General features: G+C 66.4%; 23 protein-coding genes. 8 read left to right on the top strand and 15 right to left on the bottom strand.

Going from position 1 to position 17,942, the window contains the following annotated elements; genetic code table 11:
• Positions 1-2: 2 nt before the first annotated feature.
• Both AC1RM6_RS15380 and panC read right to left on the bottom strand, forming a co-directional pair.
• The gene (locus tag AC1RM6_RS15380) at positions 3-299 is read right to left on the bottom strand and encodes a hypothetical protein (RefSeq protein WP_493102675.1); all 297 of its coding nucleotides are present in this window, start codon (positions 297-299) and stop codon (positions 3-5) included.
• A 190-nt stretch (positions 300-489) separates the two neighbouring features.
• Positions 490-1,341 carry a pantoate--beta-alanine ligase gene (gene panC, locus AC1RM6_RS15375; protein WP_493102673.1) on the bottom strand — a complete coding sequence of 284 codons (852 nt, stop codon included), beginning with the start codon at positions 1,339-1,341 and terminating at the stop codon, positions 490-492.
• A 91-nt stretch (positions 1,342-1,432) separates the two neighbouring features.
• On the opposite strand from panC, the gene AC1RM6_RS15370 reads away from it, so the two are divergent.
• Genes AC1RM6_RS15370 through pgmG form a run of 3 tightly spaced genes read left to right on the top strand, consistent with a single transcriptional unit; the run spans position 1,433 to position 4,043 of the window.
• Positions 1,433-2,224, top strand: a complete 792-nt coding sequence (locus tag AC1RM6_RS15370; RefSeq protein WP_493102671.1) for a division plane positioning ATPase MipZ — start codon at positions 1,433-1,435, stop codon at positions 2,222-2,224.
• Complete coding sequence (locus AC1RM6_RS15365) at positions 2,221-2,664, top strand: J domain-containing protein (protein ID WP_493102945.1); 444 nt, start codon at positions 2,221-2,223, stop codon at positions 2,662-2,664. Before AC1RM6_RS15370 ends, AC1RM6_RS15365 begins: the two co-directional genes overlap by 4 nt.
• On the top strand, positions 2,661-4,043 hold the full coding sequence (gene pgmG, locus AC1RM6_RS15360) for a phosphoglucomutase/phosphomannomutase PgmG (protein ID WP_493102944.1): 1,383 nt from the start codon (positions 2,661-2,663) through the stop codon (positions 4,041-4,043). The genes AC1RM6_RS15365 and pgmG overlap by 4 nt, the downstream gene beginning before the upstream one ends.
• 19 nt (positions 4,044-4,062) lie before the next feature.
• Here pgmG and modA read toward each other — a convergent pair whose 3' ends face one another.
• Complete coding sequence (gene modA / locus AC1RM6_RS15355) at positions 4,063-4,824, bottom strand: molybdate ABC transporter substrate-binding protein (protein WP_493102942.1); 762 nt, start codon at positions 4,822-4,824, stop codon at positions 4,063-4,065.
• A 101-nt stretch (positions 4,825-4,925) separates the two neighbouring features.
• The gene (locus AC1RM6_RS15350) at positions 4,926-5,735 is read right to left on the bottom strand and encodes a methyltransferase (protein WP_493102669.1); all 810 of its coding nucleotides are present in this window, start codon (positions 5,733-5,735) and stop codon (positions 4,926-4,928) included.
• Positions 5,736-5,830: 95 nt separating this feature from the next.
• Between AC1RM6_RS15350 and AC1RM6_RS15345 the strand changes: the two genes are divergently transcribed.
• Both AC1RM6_RS15345 and bfr read left to right on the top strand, forming a co-directional pair.
• Positions 5,831-6,001: a (2Fe-2S)-binding protein gene (locus tag AC1RM6_RS15345; RefSeq protein ID WP_493102668.1), complete on the top strand. Its 171-nt coding sequence runs from the start codon at positions 5,831-5,833 to the stop codon at positions 5,999-6,001.
• 182 nt (positions 6,002-6,183) lie between these two features.
• Positions 6,184-6,666: a bacterioferritin gene (gene bfr, locus AC1RM6_RS15340; RefSeq protein WP_493102666.1), complete on the top strand. Its 483-nt coding sequence runs from the start codon at positions 6,184-6,186 to the stop codon at positions 6,664-6,666.
• Positions 6,667-6,691: 25 nt separating this feature from the next.
• On the opposite strand, the gene AC1RM6_RS15335 is transcribed toward bfr, so the two are convergent.
• The 8 genes from AC1RM6_RS15335 to AC1RM6_RS15300 all read right to left on the bottom strand — a co-directional run bounded on the left by AC1RM6_RS15335 (position 6,692) and on the right by AC1RM6_RS15300 (position 13,389).
• Complete coding sequence (locus AC1RM6_RS15335) at positions 6,692-7,126, bottom strand: Hpt domain-containing protein (protein WP_493102664.1); 435 nt, start codon at positions 7,124-7,126, stop codon at positions 6,692-6,694.
• A 314-nt stretch (positions 7,127-7,440) separates the two neighbouring features.
• The gene (locus AC1RM6_RS15330; RefSeq protein ID WP_493102662.1) at positions 7,441-7,944 is read right to left on the bottom strand and encodes an FxDxF family PEP-CTERM protein; all 504 of its coding nucleotides are present in this window, start codon (positions 7,942-7,944) and stop codon (positions 7,441-7,443) included.
• A gap of 76 nt (positions 7,945-8,020) precedes the next feature.
• A complete protein-coding gene (locus tag AC1RM6_RS15325; RefSeq protein WP_493102661.1) occupies positions 8,021-8,257 on the bottom strand; it encodes a sulfurtransferase TusA family protein in 237 nt (78 codons plus the stop codon).
• Positions 8,258-8,368: 111 nt separating this feature from the next.
• Positions 8,369-9,733, bottom strand: a complete 1,365-nt coding sequence (gene der, locus AC1RM6_RS15320) for a ribosome biogenesis GTPase Der (protein WP_493102659.1) — start codon at positions 9,731-9,733, stop codon at positions 8,369-8,371.
• 357 nt (positions 9,734-10,090) lie between these two features.
• Entirely contained in the window at positions 10,091-11,425 is a 1,335-nt protein-coding gene (locus AC1RM6_RS15315; RefSeq protein ID WP_493102657.1) for a PQQ-like beta-propeller repeat protein, read from the bottom strand.
• A gap of 4 nt (positions 11,426-11,429) precedes the next feature.
• Positions 11,430-12,125, bottom strand: coding sequence for a tetratricopeptide repeat protein (locus AC1RM6_RS15310; RefSeq protein WP_493102655.1), 696 nt, complete (start codon positions 12,123-12,125; stop codon positions 11,430-11,432).
• Positions 12,126-12,173: 48 nt separating this feature from the next.
• The gene (gene panB, locus AC1RM6_RS15305) at positions 12,174-13,049 is read right to left on the bottom strand and encodes a 3-methyl-2-oxobutanoate hydroxymethyltransferase (protein ID WP_493102652.1); all 876 of its coding nucleotides are present in this window, start codon (positions 13,047-13,049) and stop codon (positions 12,174-12,176) included.
• 76 nt (positions 13,050-13,125) lie between these two features.
• The gene (locus AC1RM6_RS15300; RefSeq protein WP_493102651.1) at positions 13,126-13,389 is read right to left on the bottom strand and encodes a DUF2312 domain-containing protein; all 264 of its coding nucleotides are present in this window, start codon (positions 13,387-13,389) and stop codon (positions 13,126-13,128) included.
• Positions 13,390-13,583: 194 nt separating this feature from the next.
• On the opposite strand from AC1RM6_RS15300, the gene pyk reads away from it, so the two are divergent.
• Positions 13,584-15,044, top strand: a complete 1,461-nt coding sequence (pyk, locus tag AC1RM6_RS15295; RefSeq protein ID WP_493102649.1) for a pyruvate kinase — start codon at positions 13,584-13,586, stop codon at positions 15,042-15,044.
• Here pyk and AC1RM6_RS15290 read toward each other — a convergent pair.
• The 3 genes from AC1RM6_RS15290 to ykgO form a co-directional block, all read right to left on the bottom strand.
• On the bottom strand, positions 15,032-15,184 hold the full coding sequence (locus AC1RM6_RS15290; protein WP_493102647.1) for a hypothetical protein: 153 nt from the start codon (positions 15,182-15,184) through the stop codon (positions 15,032-15,034). The two genes, pyk and AC1RM6_RS15290, sit on opposite strands and share 13 nt — an antisense overlap.
• 64 nt (positions 15,185-15,248) lie before the next feature.
• Positions 15,249-15,821, bottom strand: coding sequence for an HAD family hydrolase (locus AC1RM6_RS15285; RefSeq protein ID WP_493102645.1), 573 nt, complete (start codon positions 15,819-15,821; stop codon positions 15,249-15,251).
• A gap of 41 nt (positions 15,822-15,862) precedes the next feature.
• On the bottom strand, positions 15,863-15,988 hold the full coding sequence (ykgO, locus tag AC1RM6_RS15280) for a type B 50S ribosomal protein L36 (RefSeq protein WP_004210176.1): 126 nt from the start codon (positions 15,986-15,988) through the stop codon (positions 15,863-15,865).
• Positions 15,989-16,204: 216 nt separating this feature from the next.
• On the opposite strand from ykgO, the gene AC1RM6_RS15275 reads away from it, so the two are divergent.
• The gene (locus AC1RM6_RS15275) at positions 16,205-16,807 is read left to right on the top strand and encodes a DUF4136 domain-containing protein (RefSeq protein WP_493102643.1); all 603 of its coding nucleotides are present in this window, start codon (positions 16,205-16,207) and stop codon (positions 16,805-16,807) included.
• Complete coding sequence (locus tag AC1RM6_RS15270) at positions 16,804-17,937, top strand: M14 family metallopeptidase (RefSeq protein WP_493102641.1); 1,134 nt, start codon at positions 16,804-16,806, stop codon at positions 17,935-17,937. The genes AC1RM6_RS15275 and AC1RM6_RS15270 overlap by 4 nt, the downstream gene beginning before the upstream one ends.
• The last annotated feature ends 5 nt before the right edge of the window (positions 17,938-17,942 follow it).

Genomic DNA, 17,942 nt, shown 5'->3' with positions numbered 1-17,942 from the left:
AACTACGCCGCGTGACGGACGTTCATCTGGAGCAGCGCGCGGGCCTGGCGCTGGGCCTCGATGATCTCGCGCGCGGTCATGTCCTCGGCGATCTCGGCCCGACATTCCATCGCGCGGGTATTGCCGCCGAGCGCCGCGATGTTGAACCATTTATGCGCCTCGACCAGATCGAGGTCGCAGCCGTCGGTGCCGGCCGAGAAGGATACGCCGAGCGCGAAGCACGCATCGGCATCGCCGCGCATCGCGTCGCGCAGTCGAGACTCGGTGAAAAGCTGCTGGGTCTGAAAACTATGGGCCATGATGGTCGCTCCGCCTGTCCAGGGAGCGGTCGATCGGGTGAAGTAGAGGTGATCGCCGGTCCCGCAATTGGTTAACGGCGGTAGCGCCCTAAGCTTTAGTTACTTTCGCCATTAACTTTAGCCCAAAGTCTAGGATCGGCGGGCGATATGGCCGCTTGCCCGCTGTTGGCGGCACCGACTCGGGCCCGATTCAGACCGGGGCGATGTCGACCGGCAGATTGTCGATCAGCCGGGTGCGCCCGAGTCTCGCGGCGGCGAGCAGCCGGGCGGGACGGTCGAGCCGATCGATCGGCTCGAGGGTGGCGGCATCGACCAGCGCGACATAATCGATCGGCCCGAAGCCGGCATCGCCGAGCTTGCGGATCGCGGTCTCCAGGCTGGCGGCGACATCGGCGCCGCGCTCGATCGCGCCGACCGCCTCGCCGAGCGCGCGCGGCAGGATGCGCGCGGTCTGACGCTCCTCGGTGCTGAGATAGGCGTTGCGCGACGACAACGCGAGCCCGTCATCCTCGCGCTGGGTGGGCACGCCGACGATCTCGATCCCCTGGTCGAGGTCGATCACCATCCGCCGGATCACCGCGAGCTGCTGATAATCCTTCTCGCCGAAACAGGCGAAGTCGGGGCGGACCTGCTGGAACAGCTTGGTGACCACCGTCGCCACCCCGGCGAAATGGCCGGGGCGCGCCGCACCGTCCCAATGCGCACTCACCCCGCCCACGCCGATGCTGGTGGCGAAGCCGTCGGGATACATCGCCGCGACGTCGGGCGCCCACAGGATCGCCACCCCGGCCGCCTCGAGCAGCGCGGCATCGGCGGCCTCGCGCCGCGGATAGGCGGCGAGATCCTCGTTCGGCCCGAACTGGGTCGGGTTGACGAAGATCGACACCACCACCTGCGCGCCGCGCCGGCGCGCGGCGTCGACCAGAGCGATATGGCCGGCGTGGAGCGCGCCCATCGTCGGCACCAGCCCGATCTCCGCGCGTTCTGCGCGCAACGCCGCCACGGCGGTACGGAGTTCTGCGACGGTACGAATGATTTGCACGGACCTGGAGCCTCGGATAATCGCGGGAACCGTCTTCTTGTGAGACCGGCCGTCATGAATCAAGCGGCCCCGAAGGAAGGATCATAGCGTCTTGGCGAACGGCCATCTGATTGTTTTTGCCAATGAGAAGGGCGGATCGGGCAAGTCGACCACCTCGGTCCATGTCGCGGTCGCGCTCGCGACCGCCGGGAAACAGGTGGGTGCGATCGATCTCGACACCCGCCAGCGGACCTTCGCGCGCTATCTCGAAAATCGCGAGGCGACCGCACGGCGCACCGGCATCACCCTGGCGACGCCCTATTTCGAGACATTCGATCCCGCGCGCGAGCCCGATTTCAACGGCCGACTGACGACACTGCTCGCGCATAACGAGATCGTGATCATCGATACGCCGGGCCGCGACGATGCCTATGCCCGCGCCGCGATCGAACGCGCCGACACGCTGGTCACCCCGATCAACGACAGCTTCGTCGACCTCGACCTGATCGGCCAGGTCGATCCCGAGACGTTCAAGATCCGCCGGCCGAGCTTCTATTCGGAACTGGTGTGGGATGCGCGCAAGGTCCGCGCCCGCACCGATGGCGGTACCGTCGACTGGGTGGTGCTGCGCAACCGGCTCCAGCATCTCGAGGCGCGCAACATGCGCCGCGTCGCCGATGCGCTCACCGACCTGTCGAAGCGGGTCGGCTTCCGCGTGATCTCCGGCCTGTCCGAGCGCGTCATCTACCGCGAGCTCTTCCCCAAGGGCCTGACCCTGCTCGATCTCCACGCGCTGGGCAGCGAGGCCGGACTGTCGCACGTCGCCGCCCGACAGGAGCTGCGCGAGATGATCGCCGGGCTGTCGCTGTCGCAATGGCCCCAGCATCAGGCCGTGGTGCGGTGATCCTGCTGCTGCTCGCCGCGCTCGCGGCAAGCTATTGGGCCTGGCGCAAGGGCCTTCTCGAAGCCAATATCAACACTGCGCTGGGTGCGCTCGCCGGGCTGACAGGGCTGTGGAGCCTCGCCCGCGGCGAATGGCTGGGCGGCGCCATCATGATCGGCGTCGCCGCGAGCTGGACGGTCTTCCGCAAGGCCAGGACGACGCAGGACAGGTCCGGCGGGTCGTCACGCGGCGCCAGACCGCCTTCGGCTTCGACGATGCGGCTCGACGAGGCCTATCGCGTGCTCGACCTGCCCGACGATGCCGATGCCAAGGCGGTCAAGCTGGCGCATCGCCGGCTGGTGCAGAAGGTCCATCCCGACCAGGGCGGAACCGCCGATCTCGCCGCCCGGGTCAACACCGCCCGCGATACGCTGCTCGCCGAACTCGGGAGGCGGCGCTGAGCCATCGCTTCAATCCGACCTCGCTGCGCGAATATGATATTCGCGGGGTGATCGGCCGGACGCTGGGGGTCGAGGATGCCTATGCGATCGGCCGCAGCTTCGCGACCGCGATGCGCCGGTCGGGCGGGACCCGGGTGGCGCTCGGCTGGGACGGCCGGCTGTCGTCGGAAGCCCTGCGCGACGAGCTGATCCGCGGGCTCACCGCCAGCGGCATCGACGTGGTGCGGATCGGCCTCGGGCCGACGCCGATGCTGTATTTCGCCGAAGCGGTGCTCGAGGTCGATGGCGGCATCCAGATCACCGGCAGCCATAATCCGGCCGATTATAACGGTTTCAAGATGGTGCTCCACCACAAGCCCTTCTTCGGCGCCGATATCCAGGCGCTCGGGGCGATGGCGGCAGCCGGCGACTGGGAGGAAGGCGCGGGCGTCGTCAGCGATGTCGATATCGAGGACCGCTATGTCGACCGGATGGTCGAGGATCATCGCGGTGGCGCCTTCCGGATCGGCTGGGACAACGGCAACGGCGCAGGTGGCCGCATCCTCGAAAAGCTGGTCGCGAAGCTGCCCGGCGAACATCATTGCCTCTACACCGAGATCGACGGGCGCTTTCCCCACCACCATCCCGATCCCACCGTCGAGGCGAATCTCGCCGATCTGAAGCGGCTGGTCGCCGACCGCGGGCTCGATTTCGGCATCGCCTTCGACGGCGACGCCGACCGGATCGGCGCGATCGACGGGCTCGGCCGGGTGGTGTGGGGCGACCAGCTGCTGGCGATCCTCGCCGAGCCGGTGCTGCGCGACTGCCCGGGCGCGACGATCGTCGGCGACATCAAGGCGAGCCAGAGCTTGTTCGACCGGATCGCCGAACTGGGCGGCAAGCCGGTGATGTGGAAGAGCGGGCACAGCCTGATGAAGGTCAAGATGGCCGAGACCGACAGCCCGCTCGCCGGCGAGATGTCGGGCCATATCTTCTTCGGGCATCGTTGGTACGGGGTCGACGACGCGCTCTACGCCGCGGTCCGGCTGATCGAGGCGGTGACGCAGCTCGGTGGATCGCTGACCGCGCTCAAGGATGCGATGCCCGCGCCGGTCAACACCCCCGAACTCCGCTTCCAGGTCGACGAGGCCCGCAAGTTCGCGGTCGTCGACGAGGTGCTGGCACGGCTCGAAGACGCCGGCGCCGAGATCGATCGCACCGACGGCGCGCGGGTCAACACGCCCGACGGCTGGTGGCTGCTGCGCGCATCGAACACCCAGGACGTGCTGGTCGCGCGCGCCGAATCGGCCGACCAGGCCGGGCTCGACCGGCTGATGGCGCAGATCGACGGGCAGCTCGCTTTATCGGGGATCGTCCGCGGCCCCCAGGCCGCGCACTGACGCTTCTACGCCCCCACCATCATTTCGGGCGGAAGCCATATCTGGCGAAGATCGCCCTGCCTTCGCGCGACAGCAGATATTTGCGGAACGGCTCGGCTTCGGGGCTGGTCGATGCGGCGAGGGTCGCCACCGGATAGGTGATCGGGGGATGGCTCGATTCGGGGAAATAGCCGACGATCCGCACATTCGGGCTCGACCGCGCGTCGGTCTCATAGACGATCCCGAACGGTGCCGCGCCGCGATCGACCAGCAGCAGCGCCGCGCGGACATTCTCGGCGCGGGCGACGCTCGCCTCGACCGAGGGCCAGACGCCGAGCGCGACGAGCGACGCCTTGCCATATTTTCCGGCCGGCACCGCCTCCGTATCGGCCATGGCGAGCTTGCCGCCCGCGAGCGCCGCGGCGAGCTTCATGTTCCGGCCGACCGTCAGCTTCGCGGTCGAAGTGCGCGGCGCGATCAGCACGAGCCGGTTGGCGAGGAAGGAGACCCGGCTTCCCGCCCGCGTCAGCCCCTTTTTCTCGACATCGTCCATCCACGGCTCGTCGGCCGAGACGAAGAGATCGGCGGGCGCCCCGGCGCCGATCTGCCGCGCGAGCGCGGACGACGCCGCGAAGGACAGGATCGGCTTGGCATGGCCCTTGGCGGCCCAGGCGTTCGCCGCGTCGGTCAGCGATTCCTGGAGGCTGGCCGCGGCGAATATCAGCGGCGCCTTGACCTGGGCCAGCGCGGGCGTGACGACCGCGAACAACAGGCCCAGCATCAGGACAAGGCGGCGGATCATGGTCATCGTCGGCGCTCCGTGGATATATCCGCCCTGATATATCCCGATGGGGATCGCCGTCCATCGTGCCGGCACGTTCATGGTCAGTGCGACAGCGATCCTCAGGCCGGTTCCGGTGCCACCCTGAACAGGCAGAAGGCGACACGATAGGTCGCACATCCACCCAACGCGTCGAATCGCGCCATCACCCGCCGCAGCGTGGGTACCGCGAGCGGGCGATGGCCCGCCGCGGGCACCCCCGCGCCGATCGCCTTCAGGCCATGAAGGAAGGACCGCGCGCCCGCGACCGGCGGGCGATAATCGCCGAGCTCGACCAAGGCCTTCATCGTCGGGGGTGCCAGAGCGAGCAGTTCCGACGCATCTAGATAAGGAGGCGTTCCGGCCGCAACGCCCTCGAACTCATGCGCCAGCCGCCATTCCGCAAAGCTGCCGGCCGCCATCGTCGAAAAGGCGAGCAGGCCGCCCGGCCTGAGATGGCTCGACAGCCGTGCGATCGCCGCGGCAGGGTTGCCGAACCATTGGAAGGCGAGGCTCGAGCAGATCAGGTCGAACCGCGCGCCCCGCAATGCGGGGGCCAGGTCGGGCCGCTCGCCATCCACGACGTGATAGGCGCCAGGCACGCCCCCGGCCCGCGCCCGTGCGACCATCTCCGGCGCGATATCGGTCACCGTCCGGTCGGCGGCACCGATCCGCGCCGCGAGCGCACGGGTGAGGAAGCCGGTTCCGCAACCGATTTCCAGAATCGCCGGTAGCGCGGGCAGCGGCGAATCGGCGATGCGATTCGCGAGCGCCTCAGCCACCTCACGCTGCACATCGGCGTTCGAATCATAGGATGCGGCGCGGCCAAAGGCGCGGGCAACGTCCCGCTTATGCGCGCTATCGACCATCCGCGCGCGCTTAAGCGGTGCCACCGGGGGTCGGCAACTCGATTCGTCGCATCGCTCACAAAGACTATTGATAGTCAGTCGCAATAGCCGTAGATCGAGAATCGCAAGGAGAGGCACCGATGGTCGTTTGCGTTTGTAATGCGATTCGTGAGTCCGATGTCCGTACCGCCGTCCGTAACGGCGCGACCTGTCCCCGTTCGGCTTATGCCAGCCTCGGCCGCCGGCCGCGTTGCGGCCAATGCCTGCCTTTCGCCCGCCAGATCGTCGACAACGAGGGCGTCCCGGCCTGAGGCGCGGCGAATGCGAATGCCTATCGACTGAAACCGACGCTGTTGAGAATGCATTTCGGTTTCAGATTAAAGCGAAGCTCTTCAAGAGCTTAGTCAAGTAAATCTGCGCATTTTCGGCGCCGATACCCTTTATTATGCCGATGACTTGCCCTAATGGGAGCTCAAGTCAATCGGAGGACATTATGAAGGGCGATGCGAAGGTCATCGAGTTTTTGAACGAGACGCTCAAGAATGAGCTGACCGCGATCAACCAGTATTTTCTCCACTATCGGATGCTCGACCATTGGGGCGTCGAGCGGCTCGCCAAATTCGAATATGGCGAGTCGATCGACGAGATGAAGCATGCCGATCGGCTCGCCGAGCGGATCCTGTTCCTCGACGGCCTGCCCAATTTCCAGATGCTCGGCCGGCTGCGGATCGGCGAAACCGTCGAAGAGGTGCTGAAGGCCGATCTCGCGCTCGAATATGAGGCGCTGCCCCAGCTCAAGGACGGCATCGCCTATTGCGAGCAGGTCCGCGACTATATCACCCGCGATCTGCTTCAATCGATCCTCGACTCCGAGGAAGAGCATGTCGACACGCTCGAGCGCCAGTTCGAGATGATCGAGCGCATGGGCATCCAGAATTACATCCAGCTTCAGTCGAAGCCGGCTTCGGAAGACTGATCGAAAGCGTGCCTGGCAGACAATGTCAGGCGCGCTTGCGCCCGAAGCCCCCCGCCCCAACCGGCGGCGCCATGCGCGATTGCGCTGCCGCCGTCCGGGCGATTTCCTGCTCGAAGGCGCCCAGCGTCTCGATCAGCAGCGGCCTGAGCCGAGGAATATCGATCGCCAGCTCGTCGGGCGTTTTGTGGCTCTCGACGCAATTGCGCGCGACCTGCTCGATCCGTTCGGCCAGCTGACCGATGGTCTGGCCGCCGAACTGGAGCGAGTCGCCTTTCAGCGTATGCGCCGGACGCACCATCGCCACCGCATCGCGCGCGCGGAAGGCCTGCTCGATCGCGACCACATTCTTGGCCGAATCCTCACGATAATAGCCCAATATCCGGACAAAATCGCTGCCGATCACGGCGCGTGTCTCGGCGAAGCTCGCCCAGTTGACCACGCCGCCCGTCGTCTGGCTCATATGCCTGTCCTGTTGCCCTGGGGGTTCATGCGAGAACGCCATAGCGCGAGGATCGTAAATATGGGGTTACGCAAAGTATCCGTAGTTACACTTAGCCCGACACGAGAACGGCGTGCGGCGCATTGGCCGGCGTAAACTTCTGATTTTCAGCAATATCCGATGGATCGGATCGCGCGACCCGATTCATGCGGCCCAAGTCGGTCGCATCCAAAAATGAATCATGATTCAGATTGTTGGTTCCGGATGTCGGAGGAAGAAAGGCAACGACTTGCCGCCTCCCGACGGAAGTCGCCCGCCATTCATGCGATCATCTGTCAGGCGATGCGCTGGATCAGCCTTTTGGGCTTGCGCATCGCCAGCCCGACCGCGGCGAAACCCGACAGGATGAACGCCCAGGTCGCCGGTTCGGGCACCGAGGCGATGTTGATCGTTCCCGAATAGCTGGCGCCGGTGCCCGAGGTCCCGCTGATCGAAAACAGGTTCGATCCCTGGCTGAGCGCATTGTTGACGAAGCGGAACTCGTTCTGCCCGGTGCTGCCGATCTCGAACGGCGTGCCGTTCAGGGTGACCCCGGTGAAATCGATGTCCTGCGCCGCCTGCGCGCCGTCCTGATAGGTCGACGAGATCGTCGCCGATATCAGCCACATCCCCGGTGCCAGCGCCCCCAGGTCGATCGTGTCGCTGAATGTCGGGGTATCGACCAGATCGTTACCGAAAACACCGGTCGATCCATTGAACTGGATGAAAGTCGTGGCCCATACCGGGCCGGAAAAAACCGACAGAGAAAGCAAAGCCGCTAGCACGAAACGAGAGATCATCTGGTAACCCCCGATTAACCAATCGGGCGCGAAACGTTCCAAATCGAAACAATATCCCTCGCTTCGTAAATTTTTCTCAGATTTCCGCGATTCCTATCCGCCAGCCATGCTCGCCTGCCGCCGCGACGGTCCAGCCGCGGGCCGCGGACAGCGTCGCGATCTCGGCCGGCGCGATCGGATCGTCGGCCAGGATGATCACCGTCGCGGCGCCCTCGCGCGCCGCGCGGGCAAGGCGCACCACCGGCCAGGGACAGCGCATGCCCCGCGCGTCGATCCGCACCACGCCATCCTCGCCGTCGCCGGCCGGCATCATCGCGCCGTCTTTAGAGTGATTTCGAGGCAGATAGAATATCTGCCGGCTCGGAAATCACGGCAAACAAAGACAATTCAGAGTGTGTTCTGATCAATCTCATCAGGACATACTCTAGCCGAACGGATTCTTGGGCGCGCGCACCGTCAGCCGCACCGGCACCGCCCCGAAGCCGAGTTCGCGCCTGATGCCGTTGACCAGATAGCGCTTGTAGCTCTCGGGAAGCTGGTCGACCCTGGTGCCGAACAGGATGAAGCCCGGCGGACGCGTCTTGGCCTGGGTGAGATAGCGCAGCTTGATCCGCTTGCCGCCGGGCGCGGGCGGCGGATTGGCCTCGATCGCCTTCTCGAACCAGCGGTTGAGCTGTCCGGTCGAAACACGCTTGGACCAGGCCTCGCGGGTCTCGAACGCCGCCTGGAGCAGCTGGTCGATACCGCGGCCGGTCGCTCCCGAGACGGTGATCAGCGGCAGGCCCTTGACCTGCGCGAGCCCCTCGTCGAGCGCGCCGCGCACGCCCTGGAACAGGGTCGGCGGATTGTCGGCGACATCCCATTTGTTGAGCGCGATGATCAGCGCTCGCCCTTCCTGCAGCACCTTGTCGGCGATGCGCAGATCCTGCGCCTCCAGGCCCAGCGTCGCATCGAGCAGCAGCACCACGACCTCGGCGAAGTCGACCGCATGAAAGGCGTCGGCGACCGACAGCTTTTCGAGCTTGTCCTGGACCTTGGCCTTCTTGCGCATGCCGGCGGTATCGATCAGCCGGACCGGCCGCGCGGTGCCATCGGGGGCGTTCCAGACCCAGTCGATCGCGATCGAATCACGGGTGATGCCGGCCTCGGGGCCGGTGATCATCCGCTGTTCGCCGAGGATCTTGTTGACCAGGGTCGACTTGCCCGCATTGGGCCGGCCGACGATCGCCAGCTTGAGCGGGCCGGACAGTTCGTCGTCCTCGTCCTCTTCGTCTTCCTCGCCATCAGGCCGATCGACGAACGGCCGCAATGCGTCGAACAGATCGACGAGCCCCTCGCCATGCTCGGCGCTGATCGGCACCGGGTCGCCGAAGCCGAGGCCGAAGCTTTCCATCACGCCATGTTCGGCGGCCTTGCCCTCGGCCTTGTTGGCGAGCACCACCACCGGCGTGTCCTCGCTGCGCAGCCAGCGCGCGATCTCCTCGTCGAGCGGCATCAGCCCTGCACGGGCATCGATCATGAACAGCGCGACATCGGCGCCCTGCACCGCCGCGGCGGTCTGCTCGCGCATGCGGCCGGGCAGCGAATTGGGATCCTCATCCTCGAAACCGGCGGTGTCGATGATCTTGAAATCCATGCCGATCAGCGTCGCGTCGCCCTCGCGGCGATCGCGGGTGACGCCCGGTCGATCGTCGACCAGCGCGAGCTTCTTGCCGACAAGGCGGTTGAACAGGGTCGATTTGCCGACGTTCGGTCGCCCGACAATCGCAACTACAGGTAATTTGGCCATCGCCGCCCCATAGAGCGGAAGCGCGCTGGAGTCTTGTTTGTTTTGCCCGAGCAAACTCGGGCGCCCTCAAACGCCGGGCGGGCCGCATCCGCGCCCCTTGGCTTCGCGCCAATAAGGCGCGGCGGCCGTTCGGCCTTGCGGGCCGCTACGCGTCCCGTTCCACCTTTCCCTCTCACCGTCCGAGCGAGACATGGAAAGGGAGCGGGATAACGGACCCGTAGGGTCTGCAAGGCCGAACGGCCGTCCGAGCTTATTGCGAGGAAGCCAAGGGAGGCGGATGCCGACCGCCCGGCGTCTGAGGGCCGCCCGGCGGAGCCGGGCGCAACAAACAACCAGACGGGGGCCGTTCCCTACCTATCAGCGATACGCGATCAGCCGGCCCCCGTCGGTCAGGACGAACAGCGTGTTGTCGGCGACGATCGGCGCCGCATAGACCGGCGAGCCAGCCTTGGTGATCGATCCGACCGCGCCGTCGGCGACCGCGACATTGACGATCTGGCCCTCGGTATTGGCGAGGATCAGGCGACCGCCCGCGAGAATCGGGCCCGACCAGCTGATCGCGCCCTTGCGCTTCTTGCTGTTCTTCCAGCGCGGCAGGTCGCTGATCCAGCGGACCTTGCCGCTGTTGCGGGCGATGCACAGCAGCTTGGCGTCGTCGGTGACCACGAACAGCCATTCGCCGGCGACCCACGGGGTCTCGATCCCGGCGATGTTGATTTCCCACAGGCGCTGGCCGGTGATCAGGTCCATCGCCACCATGCGCCCGCCCTGGCCGACCGCATAGACCTTGCCCTGATCGATCACCGGCGCGGCGTCGATGTCGACGAGGCTGGCGACCGAGGTGGTGATGCTGGTGCGCGACAGCGCGTCCTGCCAGACCGCACGGCCATTTTCATAGCGATAGGCCGAAAGCTCGCCCGACGAGAAGCCGGCGACCACGGTGCCCTGCGAGATCGCCGGCGCCGCGACGCCGAACACGCCCGAATTCTCGAGGCTGCCGCTGGCGGTCCACAGCGTCTCGCCGGTGTCGGCCTTGAGCGCGAACAGCTGATTGTCCTGGCTGACGATATAAACGACGTCGAACGCGACCGAGGGCGCGCCGCGCAGCGGGCCGCCGGGACGCTTGGTCCACAGCAGCTTGCCGGTCGCCGCATCATAGGCGGCCGCATCGCCGACGCCGTTGGTGGCATAGAGCTTGCCATTGTCGAAGCTCACGCCGCCGCCGAACAGCGACGCCTTGTTGCCATCCTTGTCGGCGAGCTGCGCCTTCCACGCCGGCGCACCGGTCTTGGTATCGAAGGCATAGATCGTCGCGTTGATGTCCATCACATAGATGCGACCCGCACCGACGACCGGCGCCGCGCCGAGCCGAGCCTTCTTGGTCGATCCCTGGATCTTGCGATCCCAGGCGACGCCCAGCGCCTGACCGAGGCCCGGATTGCCCATCGACTTGGCGGCATTGCCGCCGGGCTGCGCCCATTCGGGATTGACCGTCTCGGGCGGCACCACCACCGGCACCGCGGCCAGCGCGGGCTCGATCTCGGCGCCGTTTTCTGCGGTCAGCACCGCGACCCGCTGGCCGAGCACCGGAGTCTTGGGCTTCTTGTCGTCGCCGCCCTTGAAGATGCCGCAGCCGGACAGCGCCGGCAGCATCATGAGGCCGCACATCATGGCCAGGGTGCTGCGCTTCATCGTCTCAATCCTTCTGGGCGGTCGTGGCGGGTAGATCGGCACCCAGCGAGCCGGCGAGCCGGCCCGCACGGGCCCGCAGCGATTGCGGCACGGTCTTGTCGGCGGCGATCAGCGCAAGCAGGCGTCCGGCTTCGCCGGGCTTGTTCATGCCGATATAGGCGATCGCGCTCATCTCGCCGGCGGTGCCGAACCAGGGGTTTCCGGGGACCGCCAGCGGCTTGAGCCGCTCGATGACCTGCGCGGGCGGCAGCGTGTCGAGTTCGAGCGCGGTCTGCCGGATCACCGCAAGGTCGCGATAAGGCTGCGCGAGGCTGTCATCGGCGCCAACCGCACCATAAGCCGCCGCGGCACCCTTGAGATCGCCCTTCTGCGCGAGCAGCGCCGCCTGGGTCAGCTTGGCCGCAGCCTGGTAACCGGCCGTGCCATCGGCGGCGAGCCGGGCGATCTTGGTTTCGGCATCGGGCTTGCGGCTGGCCTGGAGGTCGGCCATCGCGGCCGACATCTGCTCGCCATCGGCCTCGGCAGCCTTCGACCGTTCGGCGCGCCACCACAGGAACGCAGCGAGCGCGATCAATGCGACGCCGATCACGACCGCCCCGATCCGGCCGTAGCGCTTCCACATAGTCGTCAGCTGCTCGCGGCGAAGCTCGTCATCGACCTCCCGGAGGAAGGATTCGTCATTCTGGGGTGACAGGGCCAAACATCGTCTCCGAGGAGTATAAGCGCGCTCTCTTAGCGGGCAGCGCGATCAAGCGGAAGCCGTCGTCTTGCGCGGCTGATAGGTCTGTTCCTGCGTCGGGAAAGTCCGCGCGCGGACGTCGGCGGCATATTGCTTCACCGCCTCCTCGATCTGATCGGACAGATTGGCGAACTTCTTCACGAACCGGGGGACGCGATCGAACATGCCGAGCATGTCGTCGATCACCAGCACCTGGCCGTCGCATTCGACCGATGCGCCGATCCCGATCGTCGGACAGGCCACCGCCTGGGTGATCGCGACCCCGATCGGCTCCACCACGCCTTCGACGACGATCGCGAACGCACCCGCCTCCGAGATCGCGACCGCATCGCGCACCAGCTTGTCGCGCTCGGCATCGCTGCGACCGCGCGCGCCATAGCCGCCGAGCATGTTGACCGCCTGCGGGGTGAGGCCGACATGGCCGATCACCGGAATCCCGCGGCGGGTCAGGAAGGCGACGGTCTCGGCCATCGCCTCGCCGCCCTCGAGCTTGACCGCGGCGGCCCCGGTCTCCTTGAGGATATGCGCCGCCGACCGGAAGGCCTGCTCGGGGCTTTCCTCATAGCTGCCGAACGGCATGTCGACCACGACCAGGCTGTGATAGCTGCCCCGGACCACCGCCGCGCCATGCGCGCACATCATCTCGAGGCTGACCGGCACGCTCGACGGCAGACCGTAGATCACCTGGCCGAGGCTGTCGCCGACCAGCAGGATATCGCAATGCGGATCGAGGATCTGCGCCATCCGCACCGAATAGGCGGTGAGCATCACGATCGGCTCCTTGCCCTTGGCGGCAAGGATCGCCGGCGCCGTCAGCCGCTTCATCGGCTGCGGGGTGGGGTTGGCCCGGCTGGTCGAGCTGTCGATCGTGAAGGTCGTGGACATGGAGGATCGCTAACCCTGGACCGGAGCCCGGTCAAATCGGCGCCTCGCCCGCAAGCCGGGAGAGGCGCCGAAAACCTCAGATCATGCCCAGCGCGGCCATGTAGGTTTCGAGGATCATCGCCTCTTCCTCATGCTCGCCCTTCTTCTTCTTGCGGATCGAGATGATCTTGCGGACGATCTTGGTGTCGTAGCCGCGGCCCTTCATCTCCGACATCACGTCCTTGATGTCGTCGGCGATGCCCTTCTTTTCCTCTTCGAGCCGCTCGACCCGCTCGACGAACAGCCGCAGCTCCTGCGCTGCGATGCTGCCCTTGTCCTCAATCGTATCGGCATCCGCCATGATTCGCGTCCCTGCTCAAGAATATCTGGAAGCGGCGGCATCTAGTCGCGCCGCGCCCGCGGCTCAATTGCAAATCGCCGAAGCGATGGCGCGCATTGTCGGGCGGAAGCACGCCGAGGGGTTGTCATATCTCCCAGCGCTTCTAAAGCGTGCACATCCGCAGGTTTCGCAGCCGAACCTATCCAGGGAAGACCATGGTAGACAGCCACATTCCGCCACGCCTGCGCAAGGTGCGCGTATTGGCGACGCTCGGGCCGGCCAGCAGTTCGCCCGAGATGATTCGCAAGCTGTTCTTCGCGGGCGCCGACGCCTTCCGGATCAACATGAGCCATGGCGCGCATGAGGATAAGATCCCGGTAATCCAGGCGATTCGCGCCATGGAGAAGGATCTGGGCCGCGCGACCACGATCCTGTTCGATCTTCAGGGCCCCAAGCTGCGGGTCGGAAAATTCGCCGAGGGCGTCGTCCAGCTGGCGACCGGCAGCCGGTTCATCCTCGATCGCGACCCGACCCCGGGCGACGCGACTCGGGTCGAGCTTCCCCACCGCGAGATTTTCGAGGCGCTCGAACCGGGCACCCGGCTGCTGCTCGACGACGGCAAGCTGGTGCTCCGGGTGCTGACGGTCCGCCAGGACCATATCGAGACCCTGGTCGAGGTCGGCGGCGCGCTGTCGAACAGCAAGGGGCTGAACGTCCCCGACGTGATCGTGCCGATGGCCGCGCTCACCGAGAAGGACCGGCGCGACCTGACCTTCGCCTGCGAACAGGGCGCCGACTGGATCGCGCTGAGCTTCGTCCAGCGGCCCGAGGACGTCGCCGAAGCGCGCCGGCTGATCGGCGGCAAGGCCGCGCTGCTCGCCAAGATCGAGAAGCCCCAGGCGGTCGAACGGCTCGAGGAGATATTGGAACTCGCCGATGCGGTGATGGTCGCCCGCGGCGATCTGGGCGTCGAGCTGCCGCCCGAGCAGGTTCCGCCGATGCAGAAGCGGATCGTCGAGACCGCCAGGCGGATGGGCCGGCCGGTGGTGGTCGCGACCCAGATGCTCGAATCGATGATCCTGTCGCCGAGCCCGACCCGCGCCGAGGTCTCCGACGTCGCGACCGCGATCTATGACGGCGCCGACGCGGTGATGCTCTCGGCCGAATCGGCAAGCGGCAGCTGGCCCGAGGAATCGGTCGCGATGATGAACGCGATCGCGATGTCGGTCGAAGCCGACCCCGGCTATTCGAAGCGGCTCCATTTCACCGACACCCATCCCGACGCGACCACCGCCGACGCGCTGGCCGAAGCCGCGGGCCGGATCGCCGATACCGTGTCGGCCGCGGCGATCATCTGCTTCACTTTGTCGGGATCGACCGCACGCCGCATCGCGCGCGAGCGCGCCTCGGTGCCGCTGATGGTGCTGACCCCGCGCCTCGCCACCGCGCGCCGTGCCGGCCTGCTGTGGGGCAGCCACGCGGTCCGCACCAAGGACGTCGCCTCGTTCGAGGAAATGGTCGCCAAGGCCCGCCGGATGGCGCTGCGCCATGGCATCGCCAAGGCCGGCGACCGGATCGTGATCATGGCCGGGGTGCCGTTCGGTACGCCGGGTTCGACCAACATGATCCATGTCGTCCGGCTGACGGGCCAGGAGCTCAAGGGTTATAGCGGCTGAGCTCCCCGGTCTTTCCCGGCCTGCTCCCGGCGCGCCGCGCGCAAGGCATCCTCGACGCTGACGAAGACGAGCGCGCCGATGAAGCAGGTCTGCGCGCCGAGCACGAGATAGAGGAAATGGTCGCCGATAAAGCCGATCATGGCGGGTCTCCGTGGTTGATGAACCACGGCTAGGCCGGCCCGCTCCCCGGCGCATTGATACCGATCAAAGCAGGCCGCGGGCGGCCAGATCGGCTTCGAGCGTCGGCGCATCGCGGAAATGGTGACCGGCAATGCCGAGCGCCTGCGCGCCGCCGACATTGTCCTGACGATCGTCGACGAACAGCGCTTCGGCAGGGTCGAGCCCGAATCGGTCGAGCGCCAGCCGGTAGATCGCGGGATCGGGTTTCACCAATCGCTCCGCGCCGGAAACGACTATGCCTGCGAAGCGATCGAAGATCGCCGCCTCGCGTTCGCGGAAGGGCGGCCAGAATTCATCGCTGAAATTGGTGATCGCGTAGAGCGGCACGCCGCGCGCATCGAGCGCCTCGACGATCGACTGCATGCCCGGGAGCATGCCGGGAATGGTTTCGAGGAAGCGCGGCCCCCAGGCTCGAATCGCCGATTCGAAGCGTGGGTGGCGATCGATCAGTTCGGCGCTGGTGTCGGCGAAGGGCCGGCCGAGATCATGCTGGAAATGCCAGTCGGGCGTGATGACATCACGCACAAGCTCCGCAAGCTCGTCGCGGTCGGCGACGAGCTTGGCGAGAAGGCACTCGATATTCCAGTCGTAAAGCACATTGCCGACATCGAAGATGACGGCGCGCGTGCGGCGCGTGATCAGCCCTGACGCGCCTTGAAGCGGCGGTTGGTCTTGTTGATCACATAGGTGCGGCCACGACGGCGGATTACGCGATTGTCGCGATGACGGCCCTTCAGCGACTTGAGAGAATTGCGGATCTTCATGGCCGTAACGCCTGCCTTCACTTGATCTGTTGGAAAACGAGGCGCTCCCCTATGCGGCGCCCGTGCCCGAGTCAAGCGCCAGCGGCCCGAAACCCGCCTCGGGGGCTGGAATATCACATCATTCACGCCCTATGCAGCAAAACCGTTGTTGATGCGTTTCGACTTCCCCAAGCCTTTTTATGCCCTTCCCCGTGCTCCTTCCCAAGGACCCGTCCGATGCAGATCAAGACCCTCGCCGCCCGGATCATGATGGCCGGCACCGCGTTGAGCCTCGCGGCATGCGCCGCGCAGATGCCCGAGACGCGGGTCACCCGCTTCCATCTCGGCCAGCCGATCGCACCCGGATCGGTCCTCGTCGAACCGCGCGATCCCACCCTCGCGAAGGATCTGGAGTTCCAGGCCTATGCCGGCGCGGTCACCGCCGAGCTCACCCGGCTGGGCTTCAGCGCGGCGCCCGATCTCACCAAATCCGAACTGGTCGCGGTGACCGAGGTGAAGCGCTATTATCAGCCGGTCGGTGCGCCCCGGTCGCCGCTGACGATCGGGCTGGGCGGCGGCAGCTTCGGCGGCGGCGTCGGGCTCGGCGGCGGGGTCAGCTTCCCGGTCGGCAAGCCGAAACAGCGCATGGACGCGATCACCGAACTCAGCGTCCAGCTCAAGCGCCGGTCGGAAGGCACGGTGATCTGGGAGGGCCGCGCCCAGACCGCGGCCCGCGACGGCACCGCGGCGGCGGCGCCCGAGGCGGCGGTCCGCGCGCTCGCCTCAGGGCTGTTCCGGGACTTCCCCGGCCAGTCGGGGCAGACTATCACCGTCAAATGACCGCGCATATTTCGGCCGCCTTCGACAGCGGCAACATCGACCTGCTCTCGCAGCAGGGCAATCGCTTCGACCTCGAGATCCGCAGGGACCATCTTTCGGATTTCTACCAATGGTTCCATTTCCGCCTGACCGGCGCGAAGGGCGAGCCGGTGGTGCTCAACATCGTCAATGCCGGCGGATCCGCCTATCCCGGCGGCTGGGAGGGTTATGGCGCCTGCGTCTCGGCCGATCGGCAGAGCTGGCATCGCTTCCCGACCTCCTATGCCGCGGGGGTGCTGACGATCGCGATCACGCCGTCCGCCGACAGTGTGTGGATCGCCTATTTCGCCCCTTATTCGATGGAGCGGCATCACGATCTGGTCGCGCGCATCGCCACCGCGCCGGGAGTCGCCCATCAACGGCTCGGCGCGACCCTCGACGGGCAGGATATCGATCTGCTGACGATCGGCGAGGGCGCCAAGCAGGTCTGGCTCTATGCCCGCCAGCATCCCGGCGAATCGATGGCCGAATGGTGGATGGAAGGCGCGCTGGAACGGCTGGTCGATCCGCATTGTCCGGTCGCGCGCAGCCTGCGCCGCCGCGCGACCTTCCATGTCGTGCCCAACATGAATCCCGACGGGTCGCGCCGCGGCCATCTGCGCACCAACGCCGCCGGCATCAACCTCAACCGCGAATGGCACGAGCCCAGCCTCGAGAAGAGCCCCGAAGTCTATCATGTGCGGGCGCATATGGATCGGACCGGGGTCGACTTCGCGATGGACATCCATGGCGACGAGACGATCCCGCACGTGTTCATCGCCGGTTTCGAGGGCATTCCCAACTGGACCGAGGAACAGGGCAAGCTGTTCCACCTGTTCCGCAACACGCTCGCGCGGCGGACCCCCGATTTCCAGACGGCGCACGGCTACCATGTCGCGGCCCCCGGCCGGGCCAATCTGTCGATGTCGACCAACCAGCTCGCCAACCGCTTCGGCTGCGTCTCGGCAACGCTGGAGATGCCCTTCAAGGACAATGACGATCTGCCCGACAGCGCATATGGCTGGTCGGCGGAGCGATCGAAGCGGCTCGGCGCCGAATGCCTCGGCGCGTTGCACGAGATGCTCGACGCGCTACCCGTCCGGCAGCGCTGAATTCG

It is taken from the genome of Rhizorhabdus sp. GW822-FHT03C02 (assembly GCF_058801765.1).
Note: the sequence above shows the minus strand (reverse complement) of the source record. Positions and strands in the feature narration are given on the sequence as shown.